A 24,800-nucleotide genomic window follows, 5' to 3' on the forward strand; every position below is an offset into this window, starting at 1 on the left:
CGCAAATCCGGCATGGAAAGGCATCCTGCGCGACGTCTGCTCCCGGAGTAGCGTTCGTTCCGGAAGGCTTCATAGGTTGTCGAGTGCATCCCAATCCGGGTCGTGATGGTATCCCGGATCGAGCGGTGAGATGAAGGCGGCGCATCTGCGGAACAACCGGCTCAGTCGTTCGCTTCTGGGGAGGCCGGCGGGTGGGAGACTGCCCGATGCGCGCAGGATCCGTCTCATATGCTCGGTTTTAGTCGCCGGGAGCCGCTGCTCACTCTCGGCCTGACGGGTCAACAGGAAGGCGAAATCCCAGTAGCGGTATGCGAGGTAGCACGCGAAGGCGCGTAGGATCTTTAATGGGTTCGACGCGAACCGCTTCAGCACGACTTCCGGCGGGAGGAAATAGAGGGCGTCGACCTCCGTCAGTTGCCCGGCGCTGCGGAGATTCGCCGGGAGGTCCGCGCGGGTCCAGTAATGCCGACGAAGATCGATGAGTTGAAGTCCGTGTGAGGTCAGGCGCTCGTGGATCTCTCCGAACGAGCATCCGCCTCCATAGATGGGCGCCAACCGAGCTTCGCTCTCGACGCCGATGATGTTGGTGAGGGTGCGTGAGGCGCCCTCCAGGACAGCGGACTCATGTCCTTGGACGTCTAACTTCATGAAATCCAGGTCTTCACGTCCAATGAGATTCAGCTGTCTGTCGAGGTTGTCTCCAGTGAGATCGATGGTGTTGACGATTTCATAACGCTCCGGGGCATGGAAGAGGCGGAGGAAGGGGGAATGCGGCTCGTGAAGCGAGGAGACTTGCTGCTTGCGGCATTGGAAGAGTCGAACATTTCCTGAAGCGCGGGTCAGCGCCACCCTCAGGATATGCGAATCGTCTCCATCCGCGTGCGGAAGCGATGCGCGGGAGTCCGGTTCAACGAGAATCGCATGCAGACAGCTGGTGAGGTCCCCCCATCGCGGGTGCAGACCTCCAGATGCGCCGATGTCGGCGATGTTGAGTACGGTCCCGCGGAGGAGGTCGTTCATTTCCATGGAGCACATTCAGTAATGTCCCGAAATCATTTTGAAGGGAAGTCTTGTCGCCGGATGCTAAATGAAATGACGCGTATGGACGGAGTTGACGTCGCAGAAAACTCTGTTGAACGAGGTTATCCGGCATACGCTGCAGCCGGATTGGTTCTCCGCATGGAGAAGCTTGCGGGTCGCGCTCCTCCGAATGTCTGAGTGCCAGATGTCTTCGAATGAGGACGTCCGGAGGTTGCCGAGTGTGATCGGGTCATGACGACGCTTTTCACACAGGACGACGTCCCCGTCGGCATGAATGATGCATGCGAGTGAATGTGCGACGCAGGGCAGATGATCGTTACTTGCGATCAGACGCTCATTGATCGTCAGGAGCGGCCGGATTCGCGAGATGTCTGAAAATGCGATGAGTGCCTTCTTGAGGTCGAGGAGGTTCGCGGTCGACGGGAGGAGTTCTGGGGTCTCCTCAATGGGTCGGAAGTAGATGTAATCGACGCCGATGCGGTCGAGCACGACGAGGAGCTCCGAGATCGCCGCGATGTTCCTGTTGGTCAGGACGTACCCGACGCCGACGTGGGTCTTCTGAGGGTCCCGGGCGGAGGCGAGCCGGCCGAGATTCGTGAGGACCTGGTCGAACATGTCGGCGCCCTTTTCGACTAGGAACTCCTTTCTGCTGCCGGCATCGAGCGAGAAGCGGATCCAGTCGAACTGGCCGGCGAATTGAGAGACGTCCTTGACACCGTTGGTCAACATCCCGAGATGGAGACCTTGGGTCGCCGCATGCGCGAGAAGCTCCAGGAAATCAGGGTGCAGTGTGGGCTCTCCGCCGCCTTCAATCGTGACCCCGACGTTGTTCTTGGCGCAATATGTGAACAGCCTGAGCAAGTCCTCCTTGCGTTGAGAGGTCTGGTTGTCTCGGATCCGTCGGTCTGTGCACCAGGAGCAGTTGAGGTTGCAAACGTTGGTGAGATGCAGCTCGATGCTGATGGGAGGGAGCGAATCGTAGTCTGCGGTGCGGTTGTAGACATCCAGGATGGTCTGAACCTTTTTGGGGTTTAAGAGAAGCTTGAGTTTGTTGTATTCAAAATCGCTCCAGAAGTTCATGCCACCACCTTGTCGCTTGAAGGGCATCGAGAGTAGAAGACGCTAGGCGTTCTCATGGGAGTCCTTGGGCGCGTGGTCATGTCGTTGTCCTGCTGGAAAGATTCCAAAGGAGGAGCTCCTTCGCCGTAGATAGCTGCACGCGGAGATCTGCGAGCGAGCGGATCCGTCGGAGGAAGCGGAGTATCGTGCTGAATTTTAGGTAGAACCTCAGCATGGCATGACGCTTCAGGCATTCCATATCGACCAACGTCAGACCATTCGGGACATACGTCGGCATCGAATGGCCTGCGATGACGTCTTCCCAAATATTCTCGGGCAAGGTCCCCTCCGACTTCGCAATCTCATAGAGGCGAGAGCCCGGGATGGGGACCACGAGATTGAACTCGATGATATCAAACGAAGATGCCACGGCGAAATCGGCAGTTGCCCGCATTTCTTCGAGGCTCTCCGTGGGATGGCCGACGAGGAAGAACCCGACGGTGATGATTCCGAGCCGGCGGCATGAGCGGAGGATGTCCGAGAGGCCCGTCAATGTGAAATCTTTCCCGATCACCGCACGTACGCGCGGGACGACTGATTCGACGCCGAAGCGGATGTTGTGGCAGCCGGCACGGGCCATGAGCTCAAGGAGCTCGTTGTCGGTGCGGTCGATTCGTGTCTCGCAACCCCAGAGGATGCTGATCTTCCGATCGATGAGCATCCTGCAGATCGACTTCGCACGCTCCTTGTTTGCGGAGAAACAGTCATCCTTGAAGTCGATATAGCGATAGCCGGCGTTCGCGAGGTGGGCCATCTCTTCGACGATGTTTTCCGGACTACGTGCGAAGAAGCGGCGCTTCAATGTGATGCCGCAGAAGACGCAGTCGAATGGGCATCCGCGCGAGGAGACCATCGATGTGGCCGCCCCGTCCAGCATTAGAAAGCGGTACTGTGCGGGATCTCCCAGGACGCTGAAGTCGGGGAATGGGATCGAGTCGAGGTCCTTGAGTATCACAGGTTCCTTGCTCGTCCACTGCCCGTTTCGTGAGAATACGAGGCCGGCGATCTCGTCGAGCGCTCCCTTCCCGAGCAGAATATGCTCTGACAGGGCAACGAGGCTATCTTCCGCATCTCCTCGGATGCCGAAGTCCGCGCCTAGGAGGCCGACGGACTGGGGATGATGGGTGATATGCGGTCCGCCGAGGACGATCCGGCATTCGCAGCATCCGCGGATAAGCTTGATCAGACGGCTGATTGTTTGGATATCGAAGGAAAGGGTGTAGATGCCGACCAGTTTGGGCGCGGACTTCAGCAGTGTGTTCCTGAGAGCGCTGAGGTTGGCGGCAGGCGTCCAGAAGTCCATGATTCTCGAGGAGACTCCGGCGCGTTTGAGAGAGCTGGCCAGATAACATAGGCCCAGCGGTGGGTAGACTTGTCTCGAGTAGACCATGAGCGCGGTTCCATCAGAAAAATGCTCGTCGAGCATCGCCGGATGAGGGCGGATGAGGAGAACGGGCGCGTCGGGAGTGTCAGTCATTGGATTGCCGGAGGCGCGGGGCGCGGATTCAGCATGGGCGGACTTCCTCGGAGTCCTTTCGCCCGACGACGATTATGAGGAAGCCTAGCTTTCGGAGTAGCGGGACTCTGTTGAGGAACCCGAATCCACGCATCGGTATGGGGTCGTAGTGGAGCACTTCGATTGTTGAGAACCCTGACTCAGTCAGCAAGGAGACAAGCTCATGAGCCGAATGTGGCCGTGGGTTGATGTCCCTCGGCGTCAATCTCATCCATACGCCGATTGTCCTCCCGAGGCGATAGAACAACGGATTGCTCGAAATGACGATGATGGTCCCCCCGGGACGCAAGGTCCTCTGCGCCTCGAGCAGGCATGAGGTGGGAGAATCGAGATAGTAAAGGGTTTCGGAACATACGACAGTGTCGAACGCGGCGTCCTTGAAGGGTAGGTGGGATGCCGCCGTCTGTACGAAAGAGTGTCGCTGGGATGCGCGCAGATTATTCGCGCGTGCAAGGCAGGCGAATGAGAGATCGATACCGATGCAGCGCAGGCCCTGTCCGTAGCGCCGCATCAGGGCGCCGCAGTTGCATCCAATGTCGAGGGTCTGGCCCCCAACGATCCGTTCCTTGATTAGGGCCTCGCGGCGGCACTGGAGGAAGCCAAACCTCCTTTCGTCGTAGGTCGAGCTCGTCGAATCGAAGAAACGGCGTACCGCATCCTGGTTGAGCAACGACGAAAGCTCAGATGTCACGGGGGTCCCCCTCCTAGCGCGTAGATGGAGAAGTTCGCATCCCGATAGAGGAGGCGTGCCGGGGAGAGCCGCCCGTGATGCTTCGTCGATTCCACCAGAATGTGCGTCGCCCCATAGGCGTGCCTCAGGGAAGTCGCGCGTGCGTAGTCCATCTCGCGATAACCGGCCATTGCCTGTGGGAGGTCCGAAATCTCGGCAAGGCCAGACTCCGCAAGCAGTCGGGTCTGCCATTCCTCGAGCTGGGAGGAGCGGAAAGGTTCGGAGATCCAGTCGACGACGATGCTTCGCTTGGCCCAGAGGCGGAAGGTGGAGACGTTCGGCGGTACGACGAAAACGGCGTCAATTGGCGTGCGTTCGCGTGCGAAGGCGTATACGGCGGCTTTCTCCGTGTCCGGCGCTTCGGAGAAGGCGACCGAACGCGTGCACAGAGCCCAGGCGGCATGTGCAGTGAGGATAATGAGTGTCCCTCGGGCGAGCATGGGCGAGGCCACTTGTGAGCTCAGGCGTTCCCCCGTTCCAAGGGCAGGAAGCAGCGCAATGATGGCTGTGAGAGTCCCGAGATACGCGAGCAGAATGTAGTCCGATGGTCGGGAGACCCCGAACGCGAGCAGAGCGAGCACCGGGAGCAGGGTGAGGCCCTTCCTTCTTTCTTCAGCGGAAACGTCCGGGTCGATGGTCTGCGCCAATCCTGCGGCGAACGCGATGCACGCCGACATGCTCAGGAAAGGAGCTAGTCGGACACCGAAGAGGGCGGTGATCGTCGGGACCGGCGCGATGATGGTGATGAAGAGCCAGCCGACGGTGATGAGCGACATGGACAGCAACAGCTTCCCCAGAAGCGCGCGCGGGCCCGACTCGAGCGGCCTGAGACGGAGGCCGACAGCGCCGGCCGCGATCGTCGCCAGGAACTCGACGTAGACTTGAAGGGGCCATCGGGTCGGGGCGTAGTGATGTGGGGAGCGAATCGAGTAAAGGATGGTGTTCGTGGCCACGTCGCCGAGAAAATCCTGCACCAAGGAGAGCGTCGTCGGGAGGGAGATGAATGAGAAGGGGACGAGCAGGGCAATGAGGGTTTTGGGCGAACGCGATTCCGCGCTGAATGCGAGAACTAGCAGGACAAGTCCGCCGTTCAGCACGAGGAAATTCGCGTGCATGAGTCCGCAGAAACCGAGCGCGATGCCGGCGTGCCAGGGGCGCGCAGCCAGGAAGAAGTACCAGCCTAGGAGGAACAGCACGTTCGAGATCGAAGCAGGAGTCAGAGATTCCGCCATGAACGGAGCACTGAGGACAGGGTGATTCGTTATGAGCTCGAGTGTGACGAGCGCGCAGAGAAAGATCGGGAAAGGGCGTCTATAGAAAAGGCAGATAAAGCGGTACGCGAGCACCCCGATGGCGGCATAGGCGGCTATGTTCAATGCAGGGAGTATGAAGGAAAGCGGCAGCGCCTTGCCGGAAAGGAATACGAGCCAGCTGAATGCCCCGTGGTGGTGCGTCACCTTCGTTGTGTACCAATCCAAAGCGAGCATATCGGGATGTAGTCGCCTGATCGCCGGAAGGATGTACGCGCTTTGATCTCCAATGGCGTAGTTGAGTCCTGGGACGAGCGCGAAAAGACCGGTCGCGAGGGCTGCGATGCGCTTCTCGCAGGAGGAAAGGACGTTCATTTTGGGAGGGGCTCTGCTCGGCGCCGCGCGAGACCGCTCCACCAGAATCGGAGGATGGGCCGCAGATGCTCGAAGATGGCTGCATGCGCGAGGCTCATTGAGGATTTTTTTGAGGTATCTCTCTCAAGGATGACGGGAAATTGCCGGACGACGAGGCCTTTCTGAATCGCCCGGACGATCAGTTCCGTGTCGAAGAACCAGCGCATGTCTTCGACTTCGGCGAGGACGGGAAGGATGGCGCTACGCTTGAAGAACTTCAGCCCGCAGGTCGTGTCGTACCCTTGCGCCTGCAGGAGGGTGTTGACGATGGCTTTGTACCCTGCGGTGAGCATTCTCCTGAAGGCGGTGCTCATGGACCAGGGGCTGACGTCGATCCTCACTCCGATGGCGGCATCACACGCGCCTTGAGAGAGGGCGATGACGAGCGGCGCTATGCCAATTTCGGGGATTTCGAGATCGGTGTCGATGTAGCCGACGATCGGCGCAGAAGCCGACTGGAACCCTTTGATGACGGATGCCCCCCGCCCGGAGTTCTCCGGATTGCGGAGGAGGATGATGTTCTCCCGTCTTTGGAGCTCGGTCAGCAGGGAAAACTCTTGCTCACTGCTCCCGTCGTCGACAACGATGATTTCATGGACGTGGTTCAGGTGGGCGAACAATGCGCGGATTCTGCGGACGGCGCGTTCGAGGTATTTTGCCTCGTTGTAGCAGGTGAGGATGATGCTGATCCGGGCGTCGTTCAGTGGAGCGCATTGCGCAGTCATCGGGAGATGGGGCTCGAGTTGGGGATGGCGGACAGGGCGATGCCAGCCAAGATGACGATCAGTCCAAGTACCTGGGTACGGTTCAGGTGTTCGTCGAAATAATATTGGGCTGCAAAAATGAGCATGAGGTATGCCAGGCTCTGGGAGACGGGGAAGGCGATGTTGATATTGACGTCTCGGAGGACCCGCATCCAGAGGACGGTGCTTAGGACCGCGAAGACGAACCAGGACCAGACTGAGAAGCTCGTGACCAGCGCAGCGGACGTTGCCAGCGGCCGTGAGAAGTCCAACGACAGACTTTGCGACGCGCGCTTTAGGAGGAGCTGACCTGCGATTTGTGCGATGGTGGAGATGAGAAGGAGCATGAATATTGAAAATTTCATCGGCAGAAGACTCCATTCGGTATCTGAGTGTAGCGGTGTATGACTGACTCGTGGCGGCCGCGCATCATAAGTATTCCGGCGAATCTTGGGGATCCTGTCCGGGGGGCGTCCGCGATGATATCTGGACGAGGATGGCCCATATCCCAAGGGTGTAGGTGATGCTCCCTGCGAGAACGGCGAAAGAGACTCCTCGGAGTCCCATGCCGAGACGTGTGAACAGACCACATAGGGCGAAGATAATCGCTGCAGAAAGCAGGCAGAGCAATCCTTGCTGGCGTTTGTTCGCCGTGGCGACCATGAAATATCCCGGACTTACGGAGAACGAGCGGATGACGTAGGAGAAAAGCGCGATTCTTGCGGCGGGAAGTCCGGGGAGATACTTGGGGAGCAGGGCTTCGGTGAGCCACGGGAGGGCGAAGTATAGTGGAATGGAAAGGAGCGTCACGGCGGCACCGCTGAGGAGCGCGGCCTTGACCGCGATGGGAGTCACCGCGGAGGCCGTCCCGCTCCCTCCATAGGTCGACGACATGCTTTGGTAGTAGAACTGTGAGATGGCGGTCGGAAGGACGGCAATCGATCCCGAAATCGCCAGGCAGATTTGATAGTAGCCTAGTGCTTCCGATCCGAGGAAACGGATGATTGCGATTCGGTCGGCAGTGTATAGAAGCACAAGCGCATAGTTGAGGACGACCATGGGGACGCCGATGCGGAGGAGGCGGAGCGTCTCTTCTTTGTCGAATCTGAGTCCGATGTTCAGATCATTCCGGAGCGAGGCGAACGCGAGCGATAGGGCCCCCACGATGACCGCGCGCGCACAGAGCCCGTGGAACTGCCAGAAGTAGACGAGGGGCAACCCCAGGGTCATGAGAACGGAATTCGTGACGGAAACGCTGCCGGCCTTCTCAAAACGGTCGGTCGAGCGAAAAAGGACGTTGTAGAAGTCGAGGTTGAAGGCGAAGATGGTCGATATCCCGATGGAGATCAACCCGAGCTTGAGGGAGCTCTCCATCCGCGGGATGAATGCTGCGGTGATGATGGGGACGAGGAAGAGTGCATTGATGATGGAATAGTTGCCGCGAACCGTTCCCTGTATGCGCTGGATGGCTGCTGGAGAGCCTTTCCCCGCGTGATAGGGGACTTGCTGGTTCATCGCCGGTAGCAGCCCGCAGTGGGCCTGCATCCCATAGTTCTGGATGAGGAGGAGACTGGACCACAGACCAAGGGTCAGTGGGTCCGAGAGTCTCATGATGAACAGACCCTGAAGGAGATAGCAGGCATGGGAGAAGGCCATGCTCAACGTGTAGAAGCCGATTCTTCGCGGCAGCTTCGACGTCATTGGTGACGTACCTGGTCGCTCATGGCATTGGGAGAGGATTGCGGGCGAACAGACGAAGACCTGTGTGCAGGAGAATCTGGAGGTCCAAGAGCATCGTACGATTCTTCAGGTATTCAAGGTTGATCTTCAGTTTGTCTGGCATGATCGTCTTAAGGTACATGGCTTCGACATCCGCGGCATCCGCCAAGAGCCGGTCTTCGTCGATGTATTTAAGCGAGGCCCAATCCGTCATTCCGGGCCGGATGGAGAGGATGCGCTTCTCCTCGGAGCTGTAGTGCGTCGTGAATCTCGGGAGTTCCGGTCTGGGGCCGACGAGAGACATCTCACCCCGCAGGACATTGAAAAGCTGCGGCAATTCGTCGGCCTTGGTGTAGCGGAGAAATCGTCCAAATGTGGTGATCCTGGGGTCCTTGAAGGGTGTCAGGCTCAGCCCGGGGGAGTCTGCATTCGAAATCATCGTGCGGAACTTCATGATGCGAAAGGGCTTTCCGTGCCTGCCCATTCGTTCTTGGATAAAGAGGATCGGTCCCGACGAAGAGAGCTTCACGATGAGCGCGATAATCAACAGCAGCGGCCAAAGAAAGGAGATCAGGAGGATGGAAACGCAGAGGTCGAAGATTCGTTTCGATTCGATCATCTTCGGTAGGCGGTGACGACCTTCTGTACGGCCGTGATGACATCGCTGACGTCCCGGCGGCTCATCCCGGAATAGATCGGAAGCGATACGAGGGATTCGAAATGTCGGTCGGCGTTGGGGAAGCGCGCCCCGGCGAGAATGCAATTCGTCCGATAGTAGGACATGAGGTGAAGCGGGATGAAATGCACGCTCAGACCGATATTCTCCGCTCTTAGCGCATTAAAAAAGGCATCGCGACCAACGCGCAGCTTCTCGGGTATGATCCGAAGGGAATAGAGATGCCAGGCGTGCTCGCTGTCGTTGCTTCTCGGGGGGGTTTTGAGCTCCGGGACGAGGGAGAACGCTGCGTCATACGCGCGTGCGATGGCGGCTCGATCGCGCCATAGCGCATCGGCTCTGTCCAATTGATGAACGGCGATGGAGGCGTGGACGTCGGTGAGGTTGTACTTGAATCCCGCCGCAACGATGTCGTAACGCCAGGATCCTCCGGGAGCGTAGCGCCTCCAGGCGTCCCGGTCCATCCCATGAAGACGCATCACACGTGCGCGGTCGGCGATCCTGGAGGATTGAGTAACCAAAACCCCCCCCTCCGCCGAGGTAATATTCTTGTTGGCGTAAAGACTGAAGGCTGCGGCGTCGCCGAGGAGCCCGACCGGACGGCCGCGGAACTTCCCAGGTACGCAGTGTGCGGCGTCTTCGATGACCGCGATGTCATGGCGGCGGGCGATTCTGCGGATTGCGTCCATGCGGCATGGCAATCCGCCGATATGAACCGGGATGACGGCCTTGGTCTTCTTCGTTATCGCGGCTTCGAAGGCGGCGGGGTCGAGGTTGAAGTCCTCTGCGCGGGAATCGATCAGTACAGGGCGAGCGCCGAAATAGGTGACAACCTCCGCAGTCGCAGTGAAGGTAAACGTCGGCACGACGACCTCATCGGCCGGCTTGAGACCGATGGCTTCCAGCGCAAGGTGGAGAGCGGCAGTGCCCGAGCATACGGCGACGGCATGCTTGGCCCCTAGATATGCGGCGAAGTCCCGCTCCAGGCGGGCGACGACTTTCCCCGAGGTGAGCCAGCCGGAACGCAGGGTGCGGCACACCTCGTTTATTTCTTTGGCGGTGATAGCGGGCTTATGGTAGGGGAGGAGGCGTGCCCTCGACGGTCGGCCTCCTTCGATGGCGAGCCTGTTTGGAATCACAACGCGGGCTCCCGGCCAGCAACGAACTCATGCAGGGGAGTCAGAAGTCCTGCGAGGGTCCCAAGGCCGTAGCTGAGATGGACGGAAAGGAATATCGGAGGGAAGAGCACGACCCATCGCAGGGGCAATCCTCCGCGGTCCCGCAGGGCGGCGGCGGTCCCCCCCATCATATGTGCCGTGAGAACCAGGATGAGACCGAGGCGGGCGTGCGTAGAGAACGTAGCCGCACCCAGCAGGAGGAACAGGATGGATAGAAAGACGAACGGGACGAGATGCCGAGGGGAGAGGGCCTGATGTTTGCCCCGGACGATCATCTCCCCCCAGACCCGTCCGTTCGAGAACATCTGACGCAGGGTCTGATTAAGCGTATCGCGGCCGTAGTACGTCGAGTGGATTGAGGGGTCGAGATGGAGCTTCATGCCAGCCTTGCGCATTCGGGTATGAAACTCGTTGTCCTGATGCCGCGGAAGAGACTCGTCGAACCCCCCAAGGACGTCGAAGACTTCTCGCCGATAGAGAGCCTGCCAAAGGCTGTCGGTCTCCCCTCCGCCTGTGCCCGTCCGAAACCCCGAGTTCCCAACGCCAAAACGGGAGGTCATGACCTTGGATAGGGCGAGCCGGAATCCCTCTTGCGGCGGGGTGCGGAGGATGCCTCCGACGGCGGCTGCAGTCGGGCAGGCCTGTAGGGCGCGGAGGTTCGCAGTGATGAAATCCTCCGGGATAGCGCCATGTGCTTCGATCCGGATGATGTGACGGCCCTTCGAGGCGCGTATCGCGATGTTCCAGCCCGAGGCGAGGGTCTTCCGTGGGTTGATGAACGACCGCCACAGGCAACGGCAGTTGGTGCGGAGAAGCTCTTCTGCGATGTCCTTCGTCCGGTCAGTGGAGCATCCGTCGACGATGATAAGCTCCATCTGCTCTGGTGGATATCGTTGTGCGAGGATGCTCTCTAGGCAACGTCGGATATGCGGCTCCTCGTTACGGCATACCACTAGGACTGAGATCTCCGGCGAAGACGTCGGGGCCTGAGGAGTCAAGATGGGTTCCTCGGCGGGGTGCTCTTCATCCTGTTGAGGGCCTCAATCTTCGCGAGGTAATCCGTGTTGGCCTCAGTATTCTCTGAGAAGTCGCGAATAGGAAGGAATGCGTAGATTACGAGATTGATGGCTTCGACGCTGAGCGCGAGCCAGGCGAAGCCGCCACGATATATCCCCTCTCGCTGGTAGATGAGCCAGAGGGTATAGATGCTCGCGATCGCGGCCAGTGCGAACGGCAATTCGTTCCCCGCGTGGGTGGAGAATTTCCAGACAGCGCCCCCGAGTCCCAAAACAAAGAGGACGGAGAGATGAAGAAATATCCATCGGTACGCGTAGAGGATGCAGCGGAGCCGAGCGAGGGACTTGAACGCGTGTCGCAACATCTGCCCCTGGGAACGGCTCCGCACTCCGAAGGCGTTCTCCATCTTCTGCCGAAAGGTGGCGATTTTCTCGTCGTGATGCACGATCATCGGATGCGGGATCCGATAAAGCCCGAGGCGGAGATCGGCGAAAGCCATCTTTGCGTAGAGCTCCTCCTCATGGCATGCGGGGTTGAACCCCCGGATGGCTTCGAGCGCCCTGCGATGGAAGAGGAACGCTCCGCCGAGGGAATCTCCTGCGGGGAGCGCGTGGGCTGGACTCTTATAGTAGTTCTTGATGTGCAGCGGCCCGAGCGCTGTCGGCCGGATGTCGTCGCGATATCCCGCCACGCCCGCTACGTCCGAGCGGGAGGAGAGGAAGGCGATCCCCGCGGGGAGCCAGCCCAGCTCAAGGGTCATGTCTCCGTCGAGGAACTGCACGAAGTCTCCATGCGTGAGGAACATTCCCGTGTTGCGCGCGTTGGCAGGCGTCCGATAGCCAGGGGGGGCGCGCAGGACAGGGAGTCCCTCCGCGCGTGCGAGAGCAACGGAAGAATCTGTCGAATCGCTGTCGACGTAGGTGATGAGAGCGGGAATGCCCGTCCGATCTCTGAGCTCGGCAGCGGCGAGTTTGGCTGAGTGGATGCAGTCTCGCAGAAGAGTCCCTTCATTGTAGCCGATGATGATGATGTCAAGAGAGCTTTGCGAAGCCATTGGAGAGATCATTTGGATAGCAGATATATGGGGCGCTGGTCCGTATCCGCGCCGATGAGAGTCTGTTTGCGGAGCCCGCTTGTTTGCGCGACGAAATCAACGAATGCCGTCGGTGTGAAATCCTTAAAGGATTCTCCCGGGAGCAGTTCTCCTGTGAGATGGGGCTGGAAAAAGATGTGATCGGCCTCTAGTTCGGAGAGGAATCTCGTCATCTTCTCGAAGGATGAACGCGTTTTGAGGAAGTGATAGAAGATGTTGAGTGCGAGGACCACATCGAAGTGCCCGAGGGGCGGCAGGTCGAAGATTGACTTGCCGATGACGGCGAAATGGCGGTTCTCCGCCAGGCGGAGCTTGCGTAGGAAGTAGATGTGTTGGGGGTCGGATTCGACGGCGACGCAATCGTGTCCGAGCGCCTCGAGATGGTGACAGAAATGGCCCCAATGCGCCCCGATGTCCAGGACGCGCAGCTTCTCGCCATTCGGGAGATGTTGGCGGATGATCCTCATACGCGTGTCGTCGTGGGATGCGGGGATCGCGGCGAGATCCGGGTGCGTCAGCTGATGGTAGATGTGACCGTCCCCGTTGTAGCGCGCGACATCCAGAATTTCTTCGACAAAGCGCACCCAGTGTGCGTGGCGGATCGAGACCCTGACAGGGATGCTTCGAAGACCCAAGAGCCTTGTCATCATGAGTCGATGGACGCCGTCAGCGAGAAGCAAATCCCCGTCGCGTCCGACATGGACGGCGACCTCATCTCCTTCATGGAGCGGACCTCCATCAGGATTCGGTATCTCCCGCTGGAGTCGATATCCGTTGCGCCGGATGTCGTCGTAAATCTCGTCTTGACGGCTGAATCTGCGACGCAGTTCATCGGGAGACTTCGCTCCGACATGGATGTATCCGGCAGTGATCTTCTTCAGAAGATAGGCGAAATACTCCGTCTTCTCCCATGGGATCCCCTGCCTGAAATGGGCCTCATACGCCGGCCCGATCCCGTGATACTGAGCGAAATCCCAAAGAGCCCTATCCCAATCGCCGTCGAGAATCTTTCCAGCGTCAAGAAACTTGTTGCTCGAGTAATGGCAGTAGCGTGTGATTTTGAGTGGGTCGACATGGATCAGAGCGTGGATGTCGTATGGAGGCTTCCGAATCCGGCGAAAGAAGGATTTGAAGCGGCCAGAGCGATGCACGTAGTGACGGTTGATCGTTCGGAGCATGCGAAAAAGAAGGGTGTTCTTCTTGCATGCACGCATGATGCTCAGCTTGAGGTCGATCATGGCAAGTCCCCGGGAGGCTCGACTGGGCGCCAGTCTTTGGCTGTGGCCGCGATGATGATGCCGGCTGCCATACAGAAGTCGCGGCTTTGAAAGCTGTCGAGGAAGACGAAATTCGCCAGATAAGCAGCGAGCATGCCGAGCATAACGGCGGACTGCGATCTTGTGGCCTGTCTCGTGAGGACGCTTAAACGTCGCCAGAGAGTGTGGAGGAAGATCAGGAATAGGGAGAACCCGATGATGCCTTGCTCGACGAGCATGAGGAGGTAGGTGTTGTGGGGGGCTCCAGAGGCGACGGTGCTGTCTTCGACGATTTTCCCAGAATTCGAGACTCCGACACCCGTGAGCACATACTCGTCGATTTGAGAGAGGTACACTTCCCAAGTCTCAAGGCGGTTTGAGCCCCGGTCTTCGGAGATGCGGGCGAAACGGCTTCGCGTGTAGTAGACGTTGTCCGGCAGAAGATAGGCGACGATGGCGCCGCAGGCGAGAAGTACGAGCGATATGACGAATTTCCCTCGCAGTCGAGGGCTGTAGAGGATGGCAATGACGCTGCCGGCGAGGAGTCCCATGAAGGCCCCGCGGGAACTCGTCATGAGCGTGACGCAGAGCGCTGTGATGGCGAAGAGCGCGAACAGTATCCGAGCAATAAGATTCTTGCTCTTATCGACGAGATGCATGAGGCCAATAAAGAACGCGAAGACCGCGACGCGGCCGCAGGAATTCGGGTCGAGGTAGCCCATCGCGTGGATGAGTTCGTTGGATTTGGATTCATATGAATATCCGCCGAGGCCGATCACGGTCAGGAGTCCAAGGCTCATGGCGACGCAGAGCTCGCGCAGTTGGGCTGCGGATTTTAGACTGTGCGCAACGGCGAAGGCGAAGAGGACGAAGTAGAAATAGCGGATGACGTTCAGCGAGAGGGATTCATTGATGCGGATGAATTCGTTGAGAAGCTCTTGCTCGAAGTAGAAAGGCTGCCAACTTGCGAATCCTGATTCCGAGAGGAACAGGGCGAAGAGCGTGTGGAGCGCTCCGTAGATGAGGAGCCATTTCAGGGCTTTCGGGGCCTTTCTCATTGAGAAGGATGAGAAGATCGCCCAGTGGAGGATGAGCCCCGTGGAGCATGCGACGAATATCTTAGAGAAATCGAATTCCGCGGTCTTCTGGAGTCCGTCCCCCCAGGTGATGAAGAACGCCGACCCTATGAGCAGCCAGCGGGGAAGCAGTTCCCTGAAAAAAGATTGAGCGCCCGTGGCTGCTTGAGGTATCCCGGGGTCACGGGCAAGGAGGTATGACGTCGAGGACGTCTCGACCTGGGCGTTGTCAGCGGGCATCGTCCCATCCTGGGAACGCCATCGAGATGATCTGCTTCACACAGGCCCGCATGCTGAGATGCGATTTCTCCATTGCACGGGCGCGGGCGGCGATATCGAGCCTTTCCTCTGAGTGGTCCAGATAATGCTGAATCCGCTTGATCATGTCATCTTCGGTGTCGAAGGTCGCGAGGACTTCGCGGGGTACGAAATCTTGGAGAATCTGGCCTTTCGCGTCGACGAGTTGGAGCGATCCGGCCGCAAGGATGTCCAACGTGCGGGGATTATAGCCGCGCACGGACTGCTCGTCGTGGATGTTCAGGCAGATCTTCGCCCGATGATAGAAGGAGCACAACTCGTCGGGTCGGAGCTCGACATTGCGGATGTAGGCGGTCATCCCGTCGGAGTGGTAGCGCATCCAGTCGAGTAGCCCGAAGATCCGGCTCCAAGCGGGGAGAGCGAGAAGGACGTTCCATCCACGAGTGCGTGCCTCGCGACAGAGGCGTGCGAGGTAGTTGTATCTACGGGACCCCGGTGTCGTCTTGCCGCAGAAGAATATGTCGATGTCCTGCTTCGATTCCGATGTGGCCGGATGATATGCAGAATCATCGAACCCAACGGGGAGATAGGAGACTGAGCGGCAGCCGGTTCCCATGAGGTGGGCAGCATCTTCTGGCTCGAATATGAAGGTGTGGTCGGCATAGCGGCAGATCTCGGCGATCGAGGGGTATCGACGCGTACTGTCGTATGCCCATACGATGATAGGGGCATGCGTGGCCGCGCGGATCGCCCGCATGATTTCCGGGGTGAGCCAGTCCCCCTTCAGGATTACGAGGAGATCATAGTGGGTGTCGCGCAGTCTCGGTGCGTTCCGCTTGAACCACGCGGTCTTCTGTGAGATACGATAGAGCTCGAGTCGCCCGACCCATTGGTGGATGCGATAGTTGATCTTTGAGAGTGGGGCGAGGTCGTGCCAGTAAAAGGGCTCCCAGCAGTCAACCTGCCAGCCATGAGCTTCGAAGCCGCGCACGACGGAGTGATGAAGCCCTAGGTAGCCGGGGTAGATCAGGCCGCAACGACCGACAGGATGATGGGAGTACTCCTTCGCCATGTCGAAGGGGCGCATGCGCGGAGAGGGGGCTGAAGCGCTCATTTCCCGGCGTAGTCCAAGAGGCGGGCTCGTTGTGCGAGGAGACGGCCGTCACTGATTCGATCGATATAGTGAAGAAGACTTCCAGAAAGACGAAGGCAGTGAGTGTCTCCTGAATGAATCCTTGTAGGGATACGGATTGACTCGAGGGCTTCGCGCATGAGTATTTGTGCGGCTTCGGGGTTGACGCGGGCGATGTCGAGATATCCTTCGGCTAGGTGTAGGAAGTTCGACGAGGTGGGCATCCATGCCGCTGCCCGCTGAAGATGGTAGGGGCGCGCGGGCATCGGGCATGATCGCGCCTGGAGCGTGTGGATTGCGGCAGCAAGAGGCCGAGTTGAGAACGATATCCCAATCAGGCAGAGAGCCAGGACAGCCGGGCGAAAGAGCCTCGAAGTCAGCGGAGAGCGGGGGGCGTGCGCTTCTCGCGGGGATGCGATCCATGCGAGACAGAGCGCCATGGTTGAAGTCAGTGCCGGCACCCAGAGGATGGACTCAACGAGTCCATGAAGAAATATCGATATCGCAGCGGCCGAGAGCGCAGAGCGTTCAATGTCGGCGGCCCCCCCATGGAGGAAATGGATGGCGAAGCCAAGGAAGAGACAGAACATGATGAGCGCCGCCGGCGGACCGATTTCGACCGCGAGCATGAGCCAGTCTCCATGGGCGTTATCGACGCGAGCATGGATTTCCAGGTCCTTGACCGCGGGGAATCGGTCCTGGAAAGTTCCCAGCCCTTCTCCGAGCAGGGGGTCGTCCTCCAGCATCAGCACCGCAGAACGGTAGATGGAATGGCGTATTGAGAAAGACCAGTCTTGTCTCCAATCTGCGATGGGGAACGAGCGGGAGGAAAGGCCGCGGAAGATCGCGAAGAGGGCTAATGGGAGCAGGATGGCACATGCGGCGCGACGCAGTGACCACCCCTTGTCGGAACGAAGCGCCGATATCGACCATAGAGCGAGGCCGATGCAGATGGTCAATTGGGCTCCTCGTGACCCGGTCGTGATGATGCCCCAGACGATGATCGTGAGCAGGAACAAGGTTAGGATTCTCTTTGCCCAGAGGTCGGGAAGTTCGTGCCTTCGTATGTGCGGGGTCGTTGACGAGCGGAACAAGTCGGCCAAGAAAACGCCCATTCCTGCAAAGAAACAGAGTTCAAGGAAGGCTGCTGCGTGATTCGGGTTGTGGAATGGTCCGAAAGCGGCGGGATGCGGCGGTAATCCCCGAAGTTCGTAGAAAAAGCGGTTCCCCTGCCCTCTCCCGATGATGCCGACGACGGCAAGGGTCGCTCCAGAAACGAAGAGGGCTCGCGGGAAGAAACGCTGCGCCGCGGGGATGGAAAAGGCTCCCGCGGCGACGATGGCACATGCGGCGGCCGCCATCCAGGGTAGAGTGGGGAGCATCTGCGTCATCAGTCCCCCTGAGCGCATAGATGCCGGTGGAAGAGTTAGCAAGTGGATGACGGGTGGAATCAGGAACATCCCGATGCCGATGAGCGCAGGTTTTGCGACATCATGTGTGGGTTGGGCGATGATTGCCGTGAGGGCCAGGATGAACGCAAGTGCTGAGAAGAAACCGAGCGCCCACGGCTCTACGCAGCCATAGAGCGTTGGGCCCAGCACGAGCAGGAGGATGGGGGCCCCAGCCCAGTAGAGTACCGTCGAAGGAGGCAGGACATCTTCAAAGTCCTCCCCCTCCCCAAGCCCCTGCATCAGCTTTTGACGGACGCGGGTTTTGCAGTGGTATAGTCCGTGTAGTATTGCTGATAGTGGTAGCCGTAGGCCGCATATGTCAGCCCGCTGGGGCGGGCAGCGTTGACGCTCACGCCGAGGACTTTGACACCAGCGGCTTTCAGCCGCTGTGCGGCATTACGGACCAGCGGTGTGCGGGTCTTCCCATAACGGACGACGAAGACCGCGGCGCGGATGTGGCGGCCCCATAGCATGGTATCGTGGATTGGGAACATCGGTGGGCAGTCGACGATGACGCGATCGAATCGCGACTTTGCCCAAGTCACGAGAGCTGCGAGCTTCGGGGTGTTCAGGAGCTCGGAGGGGTTCGGCGGACGCGTCCCGCATGGAAGGATCCGCAGGTTCGGGACTCCCGGGACTTCGCGCAAGGAGGTCTCCGCCTCTTCCATGCTTTCTCCGGTAGCGAGGAAGTCGCTGACGCCGCGCTCACTCGTCACGTGGAAGTTCCTATGGAGCTTCGGGCGGCGGAGGTCCCCATCGATGAGGAGCACGTTCTCCCCGAGTTGCGCAATCGCGACGGCGAGGTTGGAGGCGATGTAGGTCTTGCCCTCCTCCTGCATCGTACTCGTGACCATGATTTGGCGGGCGCGGTCTGCGACGCCGGCGAAGTCGACCATCGTTCGCAGATTGCGGAACGACTCACTTGTGAGCGAGCTCTCCTTCTCTACGAGCGGCTGGTAGATGCGAGCTTTTAACGCGAGATCCTGGGAGTACGGGATGGACCCGAGAAAGGGCTGGTTCAGCTTCAACTCGACGTCCTCTTGCGTGCGCAGGGATTGGTCGAGCGCCTCGACAAGAAATGCCGCGAGGGCTGCAAGGAATGCGCCGAGGATGATGCCGATGAGGAAGGTCTTCCCGACTTTCGGCTTGAATGGGGCTACGGGAACCTTCGCCGGGTCTACGACCCTGACATTGTTGCCCTTGAGCTGACCGGAGAGTTCCGTTTTCATGCTCTGGACGACCTTCAGCGTCTCCGAATCAATCTGGGACCGCAGTGCGGCCATGTTCGACCTCAATGACGCGAGCGCGGGGTGCTTTTCGGTGTAGCGCCTAGACTGATCGGCGTACTGTGACTGCAGCTTTGCATAGTCGGCCTTGAGGTCCTGGATCAGCTTGTTATTGACGACGGAAGGCAATGCTTCATGGAGAGCGCGCGTCTCCGCGTCGGTGCCGCTCAACTGAAGGGCGTGGAGCACTTCTTTCGAGATGAAGAGCTGATTCGCAAGGTTTTGTTCGACGAATCGATCGCATATTGCGTTCGCGATGGCGGCTGCGGTGCGTGAATCATGGGAGTCGACATGGACGTTGACGAGGCGGCTTCGCATGATGGGCGCGATGGTGATGGCTCGCTTGAGAAGTTCCGGTCCGCCCGGCATGGGGAAGTCAGCGCTTGTCGCGAGCTGCAGGTCGTCATAGATGCGCTCGATCAGCGTGTCGCTTTTGAGGAGGCGGTATTGGGTCTGATAGTAGTCTTCGTTGCTCGCCTCGATCATTGAGCCGTTCGTGAAGACTGCTGTCCCGCTGCGCTCCTTCTCGATCAGTAGGAGGGCAGTGGCGCGGTAGGTGGGGCGGGTTGTAAGGGTGTAGAGGGCGGAGGACAGCATCACGACTGCGAAGGTCGCAAGGACAATCCAACGCCGGCGAAGGAGCACCTCGAGGTAGTGCGTCAATTCGATGTCAGGGGATTCTGATTCGAGTTCGGACATTGGACCTCGCGTGCGTCAGAAGAAGCTCTGCGGGACGTAGACGACGTCGTTCGGCTCAAGAGGAAGATCCTTGTTCTTCTCTCCCCGCGTCGTGATGGCGGAGACTTCGACGGTCGGATTCTGGCTCCTGCCGTCGGAGGTCGTGCGGATGACCTTGGTACGGTCCTTGGCCGCGACCTGGGTGAAGCCGCCCGCGAGAGAGATGGCTTCGAGGACGGTGAGCTTCGATTCCGGTGGAAGTTCGTAGGAGCCGGGTTTCGTGACTTCGCCGAGGACGAAGACCTTCTTGTTGCCGTACTCTTTGATGAAGATGGTGACTTGCGGGCTGACGAGGAAGTCCTTGAGCTTGCCGGCGATGTAGGTCTCGGCCTCGGCGGGGGTCTTCCCCCCCACCTGCACGGCGCCGACGAGAGGCAGGGAGATGCTGCCGTTCTGGCTGACGCGGGCGGTGCGGTTGAGCTCCTCCTCGCGGTAGACGGTGATCTCGACGAGGTCGGCGGCGCCGATCTTGTAGTCGGAGCCCTTCTGCTTGAGCTGCTGGAGGACGGAGGCGATGGCGGCGGCCTCGGCGGCGGTCTGCTTGTCCGCCGACGCTGGCGCGTCGGCGGAGGGAGTCGGATTTGATGCGGATGTCGATTGGGAGAGGGTCGAACAGCCGGCAAGGAGGAAAATGATGGGGAGGAGGCGGAGTTCTCGGCTCATGAGCTTATTATACTAAGTACGCGCGCGTGCGCGCGCGTACTTAAAGTGACCTGCGTCACTAAAAAGGGAAGGCCCCCGGCTGGAGCCGGGGGCCTTTCTGTTCCCCCCTACCCAGCCCTTCCCCGCAGGGAAGGGAGATAGGGAAACGGTCTACAGGGCCAGCTTCACGCCTGCGGACACCTGATGGTCGCAGTAGTTGTACTGGCCGGAGAAGTTCGAGAACTTCTGCTTGTGGCTGTAGCTCGCGAAGATCGTCGCCCAGGACTTCATCTCGTAGTCGAGGCCGAGGTTCTGGCTGTAGATGTGGTCCTTGCGGGTCCCGACCGTCGTGCCCGAGGTGCCGTTGGGGCCCGTCACCGTGACGGCGGAGAGCTTCGGGTAGCGGTCGAAGGTCGCGCCGGCTCCGATGGTCGCCGTGAGCTTCCAGGGGAGCTTGTGGGTGAGGCCGAGGTTGAAGGCGGTGGACTCGTAGTAGCGGTTGTCGGCAAAGGTCGATTCCTGCAGGGAGCGGGTCACGCCGAGCGTCGTCTGGCAGCGCTCGAGCGGCTTCCAGACGAGCTGGGTCGTCATCGCCCAGTTGTGCACGTAGGTTGCCGTGCTCTTGCCGGCGTTGTTGTTGTCGTAGTCGCGCAAGGACATGCTCGCCTCGATCTTGCCGGTGAGCTTGGGGGCGATATTCCCCTCGACGCCCAGGTCGATGAAATGCGACTTGTTGTCCTTGGGCAGGTCGGTGTGCACGCTGTAGTGGATGATCTGGCGGCGGTAGCCGGCGTACACGCGGGTCTTGGGCAGGACCTTGTAGCCGCCCTTGAGCCCGAAGATCTGCTCGTAGCGGTTGAGGAGGGCGCCCATCGAGGAGCTCAGATACTTGTGAGTGACCTGCTCGGCGTTGACGCCGACGAAGGCGGGGCCTTCGAGGATGGAGTACTCGCCCGTGAGGTTCGCCGTGTTCTGCCAGCGGCGCTCGCGGGTCGCGCTCTCGGAGAAGGCGGGGTCCATGGTGTTGAGGTAGGTGTCGCCAACCTTGGCGCTCAAGCCCATCGGCCCCTTGTAGACGTAGTTCAATGACGCTTTCTGGTTGATGGTGTCGTTGGCCTTCGGCATCGTCGAGTAGAACAGCGCGGCCACTTCGTAGCCGCCCTCGAAGGTGTGCATGCTGGTGAGCGCGAGCTTGGCGTTGACTCCGAAGGTGTTATCGGAGATGACGGCCTTCTTCACGCCGCCGCCCTGCTGGACCGCGCTGAGGTCCGGGGAGACCATGTAGATGTTCGAGTCATAGGTCCCCGCGATCTTCGCGTACGGGTGCAGTTCGAGCGGGCCGAAGCGGATGCCCGGCTTGCCCTGCGCGAAGGCGAGCGCGGGGATGAGGGCGACGAGCGCGATGACGGCTTTCAATGTCCTCATTATCGATGTTCTCCTGGTCTTGTCGTTGGAATCGTGCGCTTACGGGCAGCCGGGCGCCGACGGGGACACCGTCGGATCGCAGGTCGGAGATACGGCCTGGTCCTGGACCGGGCTCGGCGGCGGCGGGGGCGGCGGGGCTTCGACGGTCGGCGGGGCTTCGAAGGTCGAGCCCGCGTCGGGCGCCGAGGGCGCGCCTGTCGGCGCGGGAGCGGCGGCGGCCGCCGGAGCCGCAGGGGCGGCGGGAGCGGCAGGGGCCGCGGGCGCGGCCGGCGCCTTGGGCGCGGTGGCCGGCGCTGCGGGAGCCGCGGGGGCGGCAGGGGCCGCCGGTGCGGCGGGCGCGCCGGCGGGCGTTCCGGCGACGGTCTGGCCCTTCGCGACGGTGGTGGTCTGTCCGCCGGAGGTCACCGAGACTTCGCCGGCCGTGACCTGCATCGCACCCGCGCCGCCGGCGGGGGCGGCCGCCACGGAGATGGCGTCTCCCTTGCCGAGCACGGCCTCGCTCTTTCCGACGGTGACCTTGAGCTCGGTCTTATCGCCCGTCGCGGCGATCTGGACGGCCTGGGGGCCGCCGGCGCCGGCGGGAGTGGCGTTGAACGAGAAGGAGTCTCCGGCCTTGGCCGAGATGGCGGTGCCGCCGGACTGGAAGACGGCCTGGCCGCTCTTGACCTCGATCTGCGAGCCGGCCGGGATGGGCGGCATGGGCTTGCCGGCCTCGATGGTGACGGTCTTCCCGTCGGGGGATTTGATCTGGATGCTGCCGGTGAAGCTGACGACCTTCAGCTCGGGAGCCGGCGGCGCGGCGGGCTTCGGCGGAGCCGCGAAAATGTCGATGGCGAACACGGCGAGCAGCGACACGGTCAGTGCGGCGATGCGCTTGGTCATTTTTCCTCGCATTGCCTTTGGAAGTTCACGGAAGGCAATTGATAAGAGCGCGTTGATTATATTCATGTTCAGGGAATAAAGCAAACGGAAAAGTCCTATTAATGGGATTGGTAGGGCGTGACTTTTGGCACAGCGCCACAGGCGCTGTGCCCCCACCCCGCGCGCGGGAGCGCGCTTGCCCCTCCCCCGCTGTGGCGGGAGAGGGGCGGCTGATAAGCAGCATTCAGTTGACTCAGGGCTTTTGGGTGTCGATTGGAGATGAGGGCGGGAGGGAATGGAGTGCCTGGCCGATGGTTGTCAGGACCGCGTCGATGTCGTCGAGGACTTCTGAATTCCAAAAGCGAAGGACGCGATAGCCAGAACGCTCGAGGAAGCTGGTTCTGTCGGCATCCTCTTGCGAGTGCATCCTGCGACTGAAAAAGCGCAGGCCCCTTTTGAGGGCGAAGGGCAGAGGCATGTGCGGCCTCTATCAGTGGCGGGTTTCGGGGTCGAGCTTCTTGAGACGATCGGCGTGATCGTTCAGACGGGCTTGTCGCATGAATTCGCGGAGTCCTTCGAGGTAGGCCCGCGTGGGGAGACGGTCCTCGATGGCGCGCACTTGGGTCTGGAGTTTGACGATGGCGGCGGCGAGACGGGAGAAGTCCTTCTTCGTGGCGAAGGACTCGAGGTCCTTCTTGGTGGCGAAGGCGAGGGCGTCGCGCCTCGTGACGGGAGCGTCGAGCTCGGCTTTTCTCATCTCGTCTTCCATGGTAGCAGTTCCTCCCGGCGCCCGTTAAGGGCCCTTAGTCCTATCGGGAAGGCGGCTCCCCCCCTCAGAAGTTACGGACATGGGGGTGGAAAAGTTCCATTAAAGCGGAAGGCCTCCGGCGGGGTGCCGGGGGCCTTTGTCGAGGGTTCCCCCTCCTCGGCTGTGTCCGGAGGAGGCTAGATGGGGCGCTCAGGAGCGGGATCTCTTCGGGGCCGGCAGGAACCGTGTCGTGTAGTCGATCAATGGGGCGAAATCTCCGCGGTCCGCGCTCCGTAGGGCGAGAAGGTATGCTTTTCGCACGTCGCCTTGACCGCTCATCGAGGAAGCGGGCCAGACCGGCAGAGCGCAGCCGTTGACATGCAGGTAGATATCGGACATAAGGCGCGCGTGGCGCCCGTTGCCGTTCGGGAAAGGATGTATCCAGGATAATCGGTGGTGGAGCCGCGCGGCGCGTTCCAGTACAGAGAGCGGGTTCGTCTTCTGCCCGTCCCAATAGGCCACATCCTGACAAAGCTTGGCGACTTCCTCCCGGATACTGGCCGCCGGGACGCCGATGTTCAGTTCGGCGTCTCTGTAGCGGCCGGCCCACGCCCATACTCCGTCGAACATGTCGCGGTGAACGCGGCGGAGATACTCTTCCGTCAGCCAGGGGGTTGCGCGGCGCTTGCGCGGACGCAGGTGCATGTTGACGGCGCGGAGGATGTTCTCCGTCTCCGCCGCGTTGAGGTCGGCGTGAGTGAGGACGCCTTCGATCAGCAGGCCTGAGGCATCCTCGATCGGAGTCGCTCCTTCGGGTGTGTCGAAGCCGACCATCACTCCTCCCAGATATCGGACGAGGGCTCTCGCCGCATGCGTTCCTCTTCGGCCTTTATGAGGCGTCGCGTCATCGCGTCGCCAGGGCGCTGCTTTTCCAGCGCCATGGTGCCGGCGACGCGCGCAACCTTATTACGCGCGACCTGTCGGATTCGTTCCTCGAGCATGGCCGCAGGGGTCTTGCGGAACCGGGCGACGAGCATCAGATCGCCGCCCAGCGCCTTGAAGATCCTCCGCAGAGTGGCGAGCTGGAGGTCTACTTTCCCCGTTTCGATGACCGCCAGGTGCGATTGCGGCAGGCCGGCGCGCGCGGCAAGTTGGGCCTGGGTCATTCGCAATGCATGGCGCAGCATGCGGATGAGGGCGTGGGCGGGCAAGGACTCCAGTCCCGCCGGCGCCCTGCGGCCGTAGGCGATGATCTGTTCCAGTCGAAGTTCGCTGGACACGGGAAGGCGGGTTCTTTTCATGATGGATGAGCCTCCGGCTGCTCCCTTAAATTATGATATGCCAAAGCAGATAAGTCAATGGCTAAATTATATAGACAAACATATCAGATTGAGAAGATGAAGATAGAGGCGACGTTTTTTGGGCGGAAGT

Annotated in this window: 24 protein-coding genes; all 24 read right to left on the reverse strand. The window is 60.2% G+C overall.

Annotated elements, in window-relative coordinates; all coding sequences use genetic code 11:
* Window positions 1–69: 69 nt before the first annotated feature.
* The gene (locus tag WC969_02955) at window positions 70–1,020 is read right to left on the reverse strand and encodes an FkbM family methyltransferase (protein ID MFA6028796.1); all 951 of its coding nucleotides are present in this window, start codon (window positions 1,018–1,020) and stop codon (window positions 70–72) included.
* Window positions 1,021–1,083: 63 nt separating this feature from the next.
* Window positions 1,084–2,121 (reverse strand): radical SAM protein, encoded by a 1,038-nt coding sequence (locus tag WC969_02960; protein MFA6028797.1) that lies wholly within the window; start codon window positions 2,119–2,121, stop codon window positions 1,084–1,086.
* A gap of 76 nt (window positions 2,122–2,197) precedes the next feature.
* Complete coding sequence (locus WC969_02965) at window positions 2,198–3,586, reverse strand: radical SAM protein (GenBank protein ID MFA6028798.1); 1,389 nt, start codon at window positions 3,584–3,586, stop codon at window positions 2,198–2,200.
* A 79-nt stretch (window positions 3,587–3,665) separates the two neighbouring features.
* Window positions 3,666–4,367: a class I SAM-dependent methyltransferase gene (locus tag WC969_02970; GenBank protein MFA6028799.1), complete on the reverse strand. Its 702-nt coding sequence runs from the start codon at window positions 4,365–4,367 to the stop codon at window positions 3,666–3,668.
* Complete coding sequence (locus WC969_02975; protein ID MFA6028800.1) at window positions 4,364–6,031, reverse strand: DUF6798 domain-containing protein; 1,668 nt, start codon at window positions 6,029–6,031, stop codon at window positions 4,364–4,366. The genes WC969_02970 and WC969_02975 overlap by 4 nt, the downstream gene beginning before the upstream one ends.
* Complete coding sequence (locus tag WC969_02980; GenBank protein MFA6028801.1) at window positions 6,028–6,795, reverse strand: glycosyltransferase; 768 nt, start codon at window positions 6,793–6,795, stop codon at window positions 6,028–6,030. Before WC969_02980 ends, WC969_02975 begins: the two co-directional genes overlap by 4 nt.
* Window positions 6,792–7,160 (reverse strand): hypothetical protein, encoded by a 369-nt coding sequence (locus tag WC969_02985; protein ID MFA6028802.1) that lies wholly within the window; start codon window positions 7,158–7,160, stop codon window positions 6,792–6,794. The genes WC969_02980 and WC969_02985 overlap by 4 nt, the downstream gene beginning before the upstream one ends.
* Before the next feature lie 82 nt (window positions 7,161–7,242).
* Window positions 7,243–8,469, reverse strand: a complete 1,227-nt coding sequence (locus WC969_02990) for an oligosaccharide flippase family protein (protein MFA6028803.1) — start codon at window positions 8,467–8,469, stop codon at window positions 7,243–7,245.
* A gap of 64 nt (window positions 8,470–8,533) precedes the next feature.
* Window positions 8,534–9,151 carry a sugar transferase gene (locus WC969_02995; GenBank protein ID MFA6028804.1) on the reverse strand — a complete coding sequence of 206 codons (618 nt, stop codon included), beginning with the start codon at window positions 9,149–9,151 and terminating at the stop codon, window positions 8,534–8,536.
* Window positions 9,148–10,347: a DegT/DnrJ/EryC1/StrS family aminotransferase gene (locus WC969_03000; protein MFA6028805.1), complete on the reverse strand. Its 1,200-nt coding sequence runs from the start codon at window positions 10,345–10,347 to the stop codon at window positions 9,148–9,150. Before WC969_03000 ends, WC969_02995 begins: the two co-directional genes overlap by 4 nt.
* The gene (locus tag WC969_03005) at window positions 10,344–11,384 is read right to left on the reverse strand and encodes a glycosyltransferase family 2 protein (GenBank protein MFA6028806.1); all 1,041 of its coding nucleotides are present in this window, start codon (window positions 11,382–11,384) and stop codon (window positions 10,344–10,346) included. Before WC969_03005 ends, WC969_03000 begins: the two co-directional genes overlap by 4 nt.
* On the reverse strand, window positions 11,381–12,469 hold the full coding sequence (locus WC969_03010; protein ID MFA6028807.1) for a glycosyltransferase: 1,089 nt from the start codon (window positions 12,467–12,469) through the stop codon (window positions 11,381–11,383). The genes WC969_03005 and WC969_03010 overlap by 4 nt, the downstream gene beginning before the upstream one ends.
* Window positions 12,466–13,734 carry a class I SAM-dependent methyltransferase gene (locus WC969_03015; protein ID MFA6028808.1) on the reverse strand — a complete coding sequence of 423 codons (1,269 nt, stop codon included), beginning with the start codon at window positions 13,732–13,734 and terminating at the stop codon, window positions 12,466–12,468. The genes WC969_03010 and WC969_03015 overlap by 4 nt, the downstream gene beginning before the upstream one ends.
* A complete protein-coding gene (locus tag WC969_03020; protein ID MFA6028809.1) occupies window positions 13,731–15,068 on the reverse strand; it encodes an O-antigen ligase family protein in 1,338 nt (445 codons plus the stop codon). The genes WC969_03015 and WC969_03020 overlap by 4 nt, the downstream gene beginning before the upstream one ends.
* Window positions 15,058–16,200: a glycosyltransferase gene (locus WC969_03025; GenBank protein MFA6028810.1), complete on the reverse strand. Its 1,143-nt coding sequence runs from the start codon at window positions 16,198–16,200 to the stop codon at window positions 15,058–15,060. The genes WC969_03020 and WC969_03025 overlap by 11 nt, the downstream gene beginning before the upstream one ends.
* A complete protein-coding gene (locus WC969_03030) occupies window positions 16,197–17,609 on the reverse strand; it encodes an O-antigen ligase family protein (GenBank protein ID MFA6028811.1) in 1,413 nt (470 codons plus the stop codon). Before WC969_03030 ends, WC969_03025 begins: the two co-directional genes overlap by 4 nt.
* 299 nt (window positions 17,610–17,908) lie before the next feature.
* The gene (locus WC969_03035; GenBank protein ID MFA6028812.1) at window positions 17,909–19,654 is read right to left on the reverse strand and encodes a polysaccharide biosynthesis tyrosine autokinase; all 1,746 of its coding nucleotides are present in this window, start codon (window positions 19,652–19,654) and stop codon (window positions 17,909–17,911) included.
* Window positions 19,655–19,669: 15 nt separating this feature from the next.
* Complete coding sequence (locus WC969_03040; protein MFA6028813.1) at window positions 19,670–20,356, reverse strand: polysaccharide biosynthesis/export family protein; 687 nt, start codon at window positions 20,354–20,356, stop codon at window positions 19,670–19,672.
* A gap of 150 nt (window positions 20,357–20,506) precedes the next feature.
* Window positions 20,507–21,760 carry an outer membrane beta-barrel protein gene (locus WC969_03045; GenBank protein MFA6028814.1) on the reverse strand — a complete coding sequence of 418 codons (1,254 nt, stop codon included), beginning with the start codon at window positions 21,758–21,760 and terminating at the stop codon, window positions 20,507–20,509.
* Window positions 21,761–21,799: 39 nt separating this feature from the next.
* Window positions 21,800–22,642: a hypothetical protein gene (locus tag WC969_03050; GenBank protein MFA6028815.1), complete on the reverse strand. Its 843-nt coding sequence runs from the start codon at window positions 22,640–22,642 to the stop codon at window positions 21,800–21,802.
* 232 nt (window positions 22,643–22,874) lie between these two features.
* The gene (locus tag WC969_03055; protein ID MFA6028816.1) at window positions 22,875–23,099 is read right to left on the reverse strand and encodes a DUF559 domain-containing protein; all 225 of its coding nucleotides are present in this window, start codon (window positions 23,097–23,099) and stop codon (window positions 22,875–22,877) included.
* Between the two features lie 12 nt (window positions 23,100–23,111).
* Complete coding sequence (locus WC969_03060; protein ID MFA6028817.1) at window positions 23,112–23,378, reverse strand: hypothetical protein; 267 nt, start codon at window positions 23,376–23,378, stop codon at window positions 23,112–23,114.
* A gap of 201 nt (window positions 23,379–23,579) precedes the next feature.
* A complete protein-coding gene (locus WC969_03065) occupies window positions 23,580–24,203 on the reverse strand; it encodes a mobile mystery protein B (protein MFA6028818.1) in 624 nt (207 codons plus the stop codon).
* Window positions 24,203–24,670 carry a helix-turn-helix domain-containing protein gene (locus WC969_03070; protein MFA6028819.1) on the reverse strand — a complete coding sequence of 156 codons (468 nt, stop codon included), beginning with the start codon at window positions 24,668–24,670 and terminating at the stop codon, window positions 24,203–24,205. Before WC969_03070 ends, WC969_03065 begins: the two co-directional genes overlap by 1 nt.
* Between the last annotated feature and the right edge of the window lie 130 nt (window positions 24,671–24,800).

The sequence above is a fragment of the Elusimicrobiota bacterium genome (assembly GCA_041660925.1).
GTDB lineage: Bacteria > Elusimicrobiota > Elusimicrobia > UBA1565 > UBA1565 > JBAZUV01.

What these genes read in the sequence shown, in the direction of transcription:
- WC969_02955 (MFA6028796.1), bottom strand. Translation starts at nt 1,020, where the DNA reads ATGAACGACCTCCTCCGCGGGACCGTACTCAACATCGCCGACATCGGC.
- WC969_02960 (MFA6028797.1), bottom strand. Translation starts at nt 2,121, where the DNA reads ATGAACTTCTGGAGCGATTTTGAATACAACAAACTCAAGCTTCTCTTA.
- WC969_02965 (MFA6028798.1), bottom strand. Translation starts at nt 3,586, where the DNA reads ATGCTCGACGAGCATTTTTCTGATGGAACCGCGCTCATGGTCTACTCG.
- WC969_02975 (MFA6028800.1), bottom strand. Translation starts at nt 6,031, where the DNA reads ATGAACGTCCTTTCCTCCTGCGAGAAGCGCATCGCAGCCCTCGCGACC.
- WC969_02980 (MFA6028801.1), bottom strand. Translation starts at nt 6,795, where the DNA reads ATGACTGCGCAATGCGCTCCACTGAACGACGCCCGGATCAGCATCATC.
- WC969_02985 (MFA6028802.1), bottom strand. Translation starts at nt 7,160, where the DNA reads ATGCTCCTTCTCATCTCCACCATCGCACAAATCGCAGGTCAGCTCCTC.
- WC969_02990 (MFA6028803.1), bottom strand. Translation starts at nt 8,469, where the DNA reads ATGGCCTTCTCCCATGCCTGCTATCTCCTTCAGGGTCTGTTCATCATG.
- WC969_02995 (MFA6028804.1), bottom strand. Translation starts at nt 9,151, where the DNA reads ATGATCGAATCGAAACGAATCTTCGACCTCTGCGTTTCCATCCTCCTG.
- WC969_03010 (MFA6028807.1), bottom strand. Translation starts at nt 12,469, where the DNA reads ATGATCTCTCCAATGGCTTCGCAAAGCTCTCTTGACATCATCATCATC.
- WC969_03015 (MFA6028808.1), bottom strand. Translation starts at nt 13,734, where the DNA reads ATGATCGACCTCAAGCTGAGCATCATGCGTGCATGCAAGAAGAACACC.
- WC969_03020 (MFA6028809.1), bottom strand. Translation starts at nt 15,068, where the DNA reads ATGCCCGCTGACAACGCCCAGGTCGAGACGTCCTCGACGTCATACCTC.
- WC969_03025 (MFA6028810.1), bottom strand. Translation starts at nt 16,200, where the DNA reads ATGAGCGCTTCAGCCCCCTCTCCGCGCATGCGCCCCTTCGACATGGCG.
- WC969_03030 (MFA6028811.1), bottom strand. Translation starts at nt 17,609, where the DNA reads ATGACGCAGATGCTCCCCACTCTACCCTGGATGGCGGCCGCCGCATGT.
- WC969_03035 (MFA6028812.1), bottom strand. Translation starts at nt 19,654, where the DNA reads ATGTCCGAACTCGAATCAGAATCCCCTGACATCGAATTGACGCACTAC.
- WC969_03040 (MFA6028813.1), bottom strand. Translation starts at nt 20,356, where the DNA reads ATGAGCCGAGAACTCCGCCTCCTCCCCATCATTTTCCTCCTTGCCGGC.
- WC969_03045 (MFA6028814.1), bottom strand. Translation starts at nt 21,760, where the DNA reads ATGAGGACATTGAAAGCCGTCATCGCGCTCGTCGCCCTCATCCCCGCG.
- WC969_03050 (MFA6028815.1), bottom strand. Translation starts at nt 22,642, where the DNA reads ATGACCAAGCGCATCGCCGCACTGACCGTGTCGCTGCTCGCCGTGTTC.
- WC969_03055 (MFA6028816.1), bottom strand. Translation starts at nt 23,099, where the DNA reads ATGCCTCTGCCCTTCGCCCTCAAAAGGGGCCTGCGCTTTTTCAGTCGC.
- WC969_03060 (MFA6028817.1), bottom strand. Translation starts at nt 23,378, where the DNA reads ATGAGAAAAGCCGAGCTCGACGCTCCCGTCACGAGGCGCGACGCCCTC.
- WC969_03065 (MFA6028818.1), bottom strand. Translation starts at nt 24,203, where the DNA reads ATGGTCGGCTTCGACACACCCGAAGGAGCGACTCCGATCGAGGATGCC.
- WC969_03070 (MFA6028819.1), bottom strand. Translation starts at nt 24,670, where the DNA reads ATGAAAAGAACCCGCCTTCCCGTGTCCAGCGAACTTCGACTGGAACAG.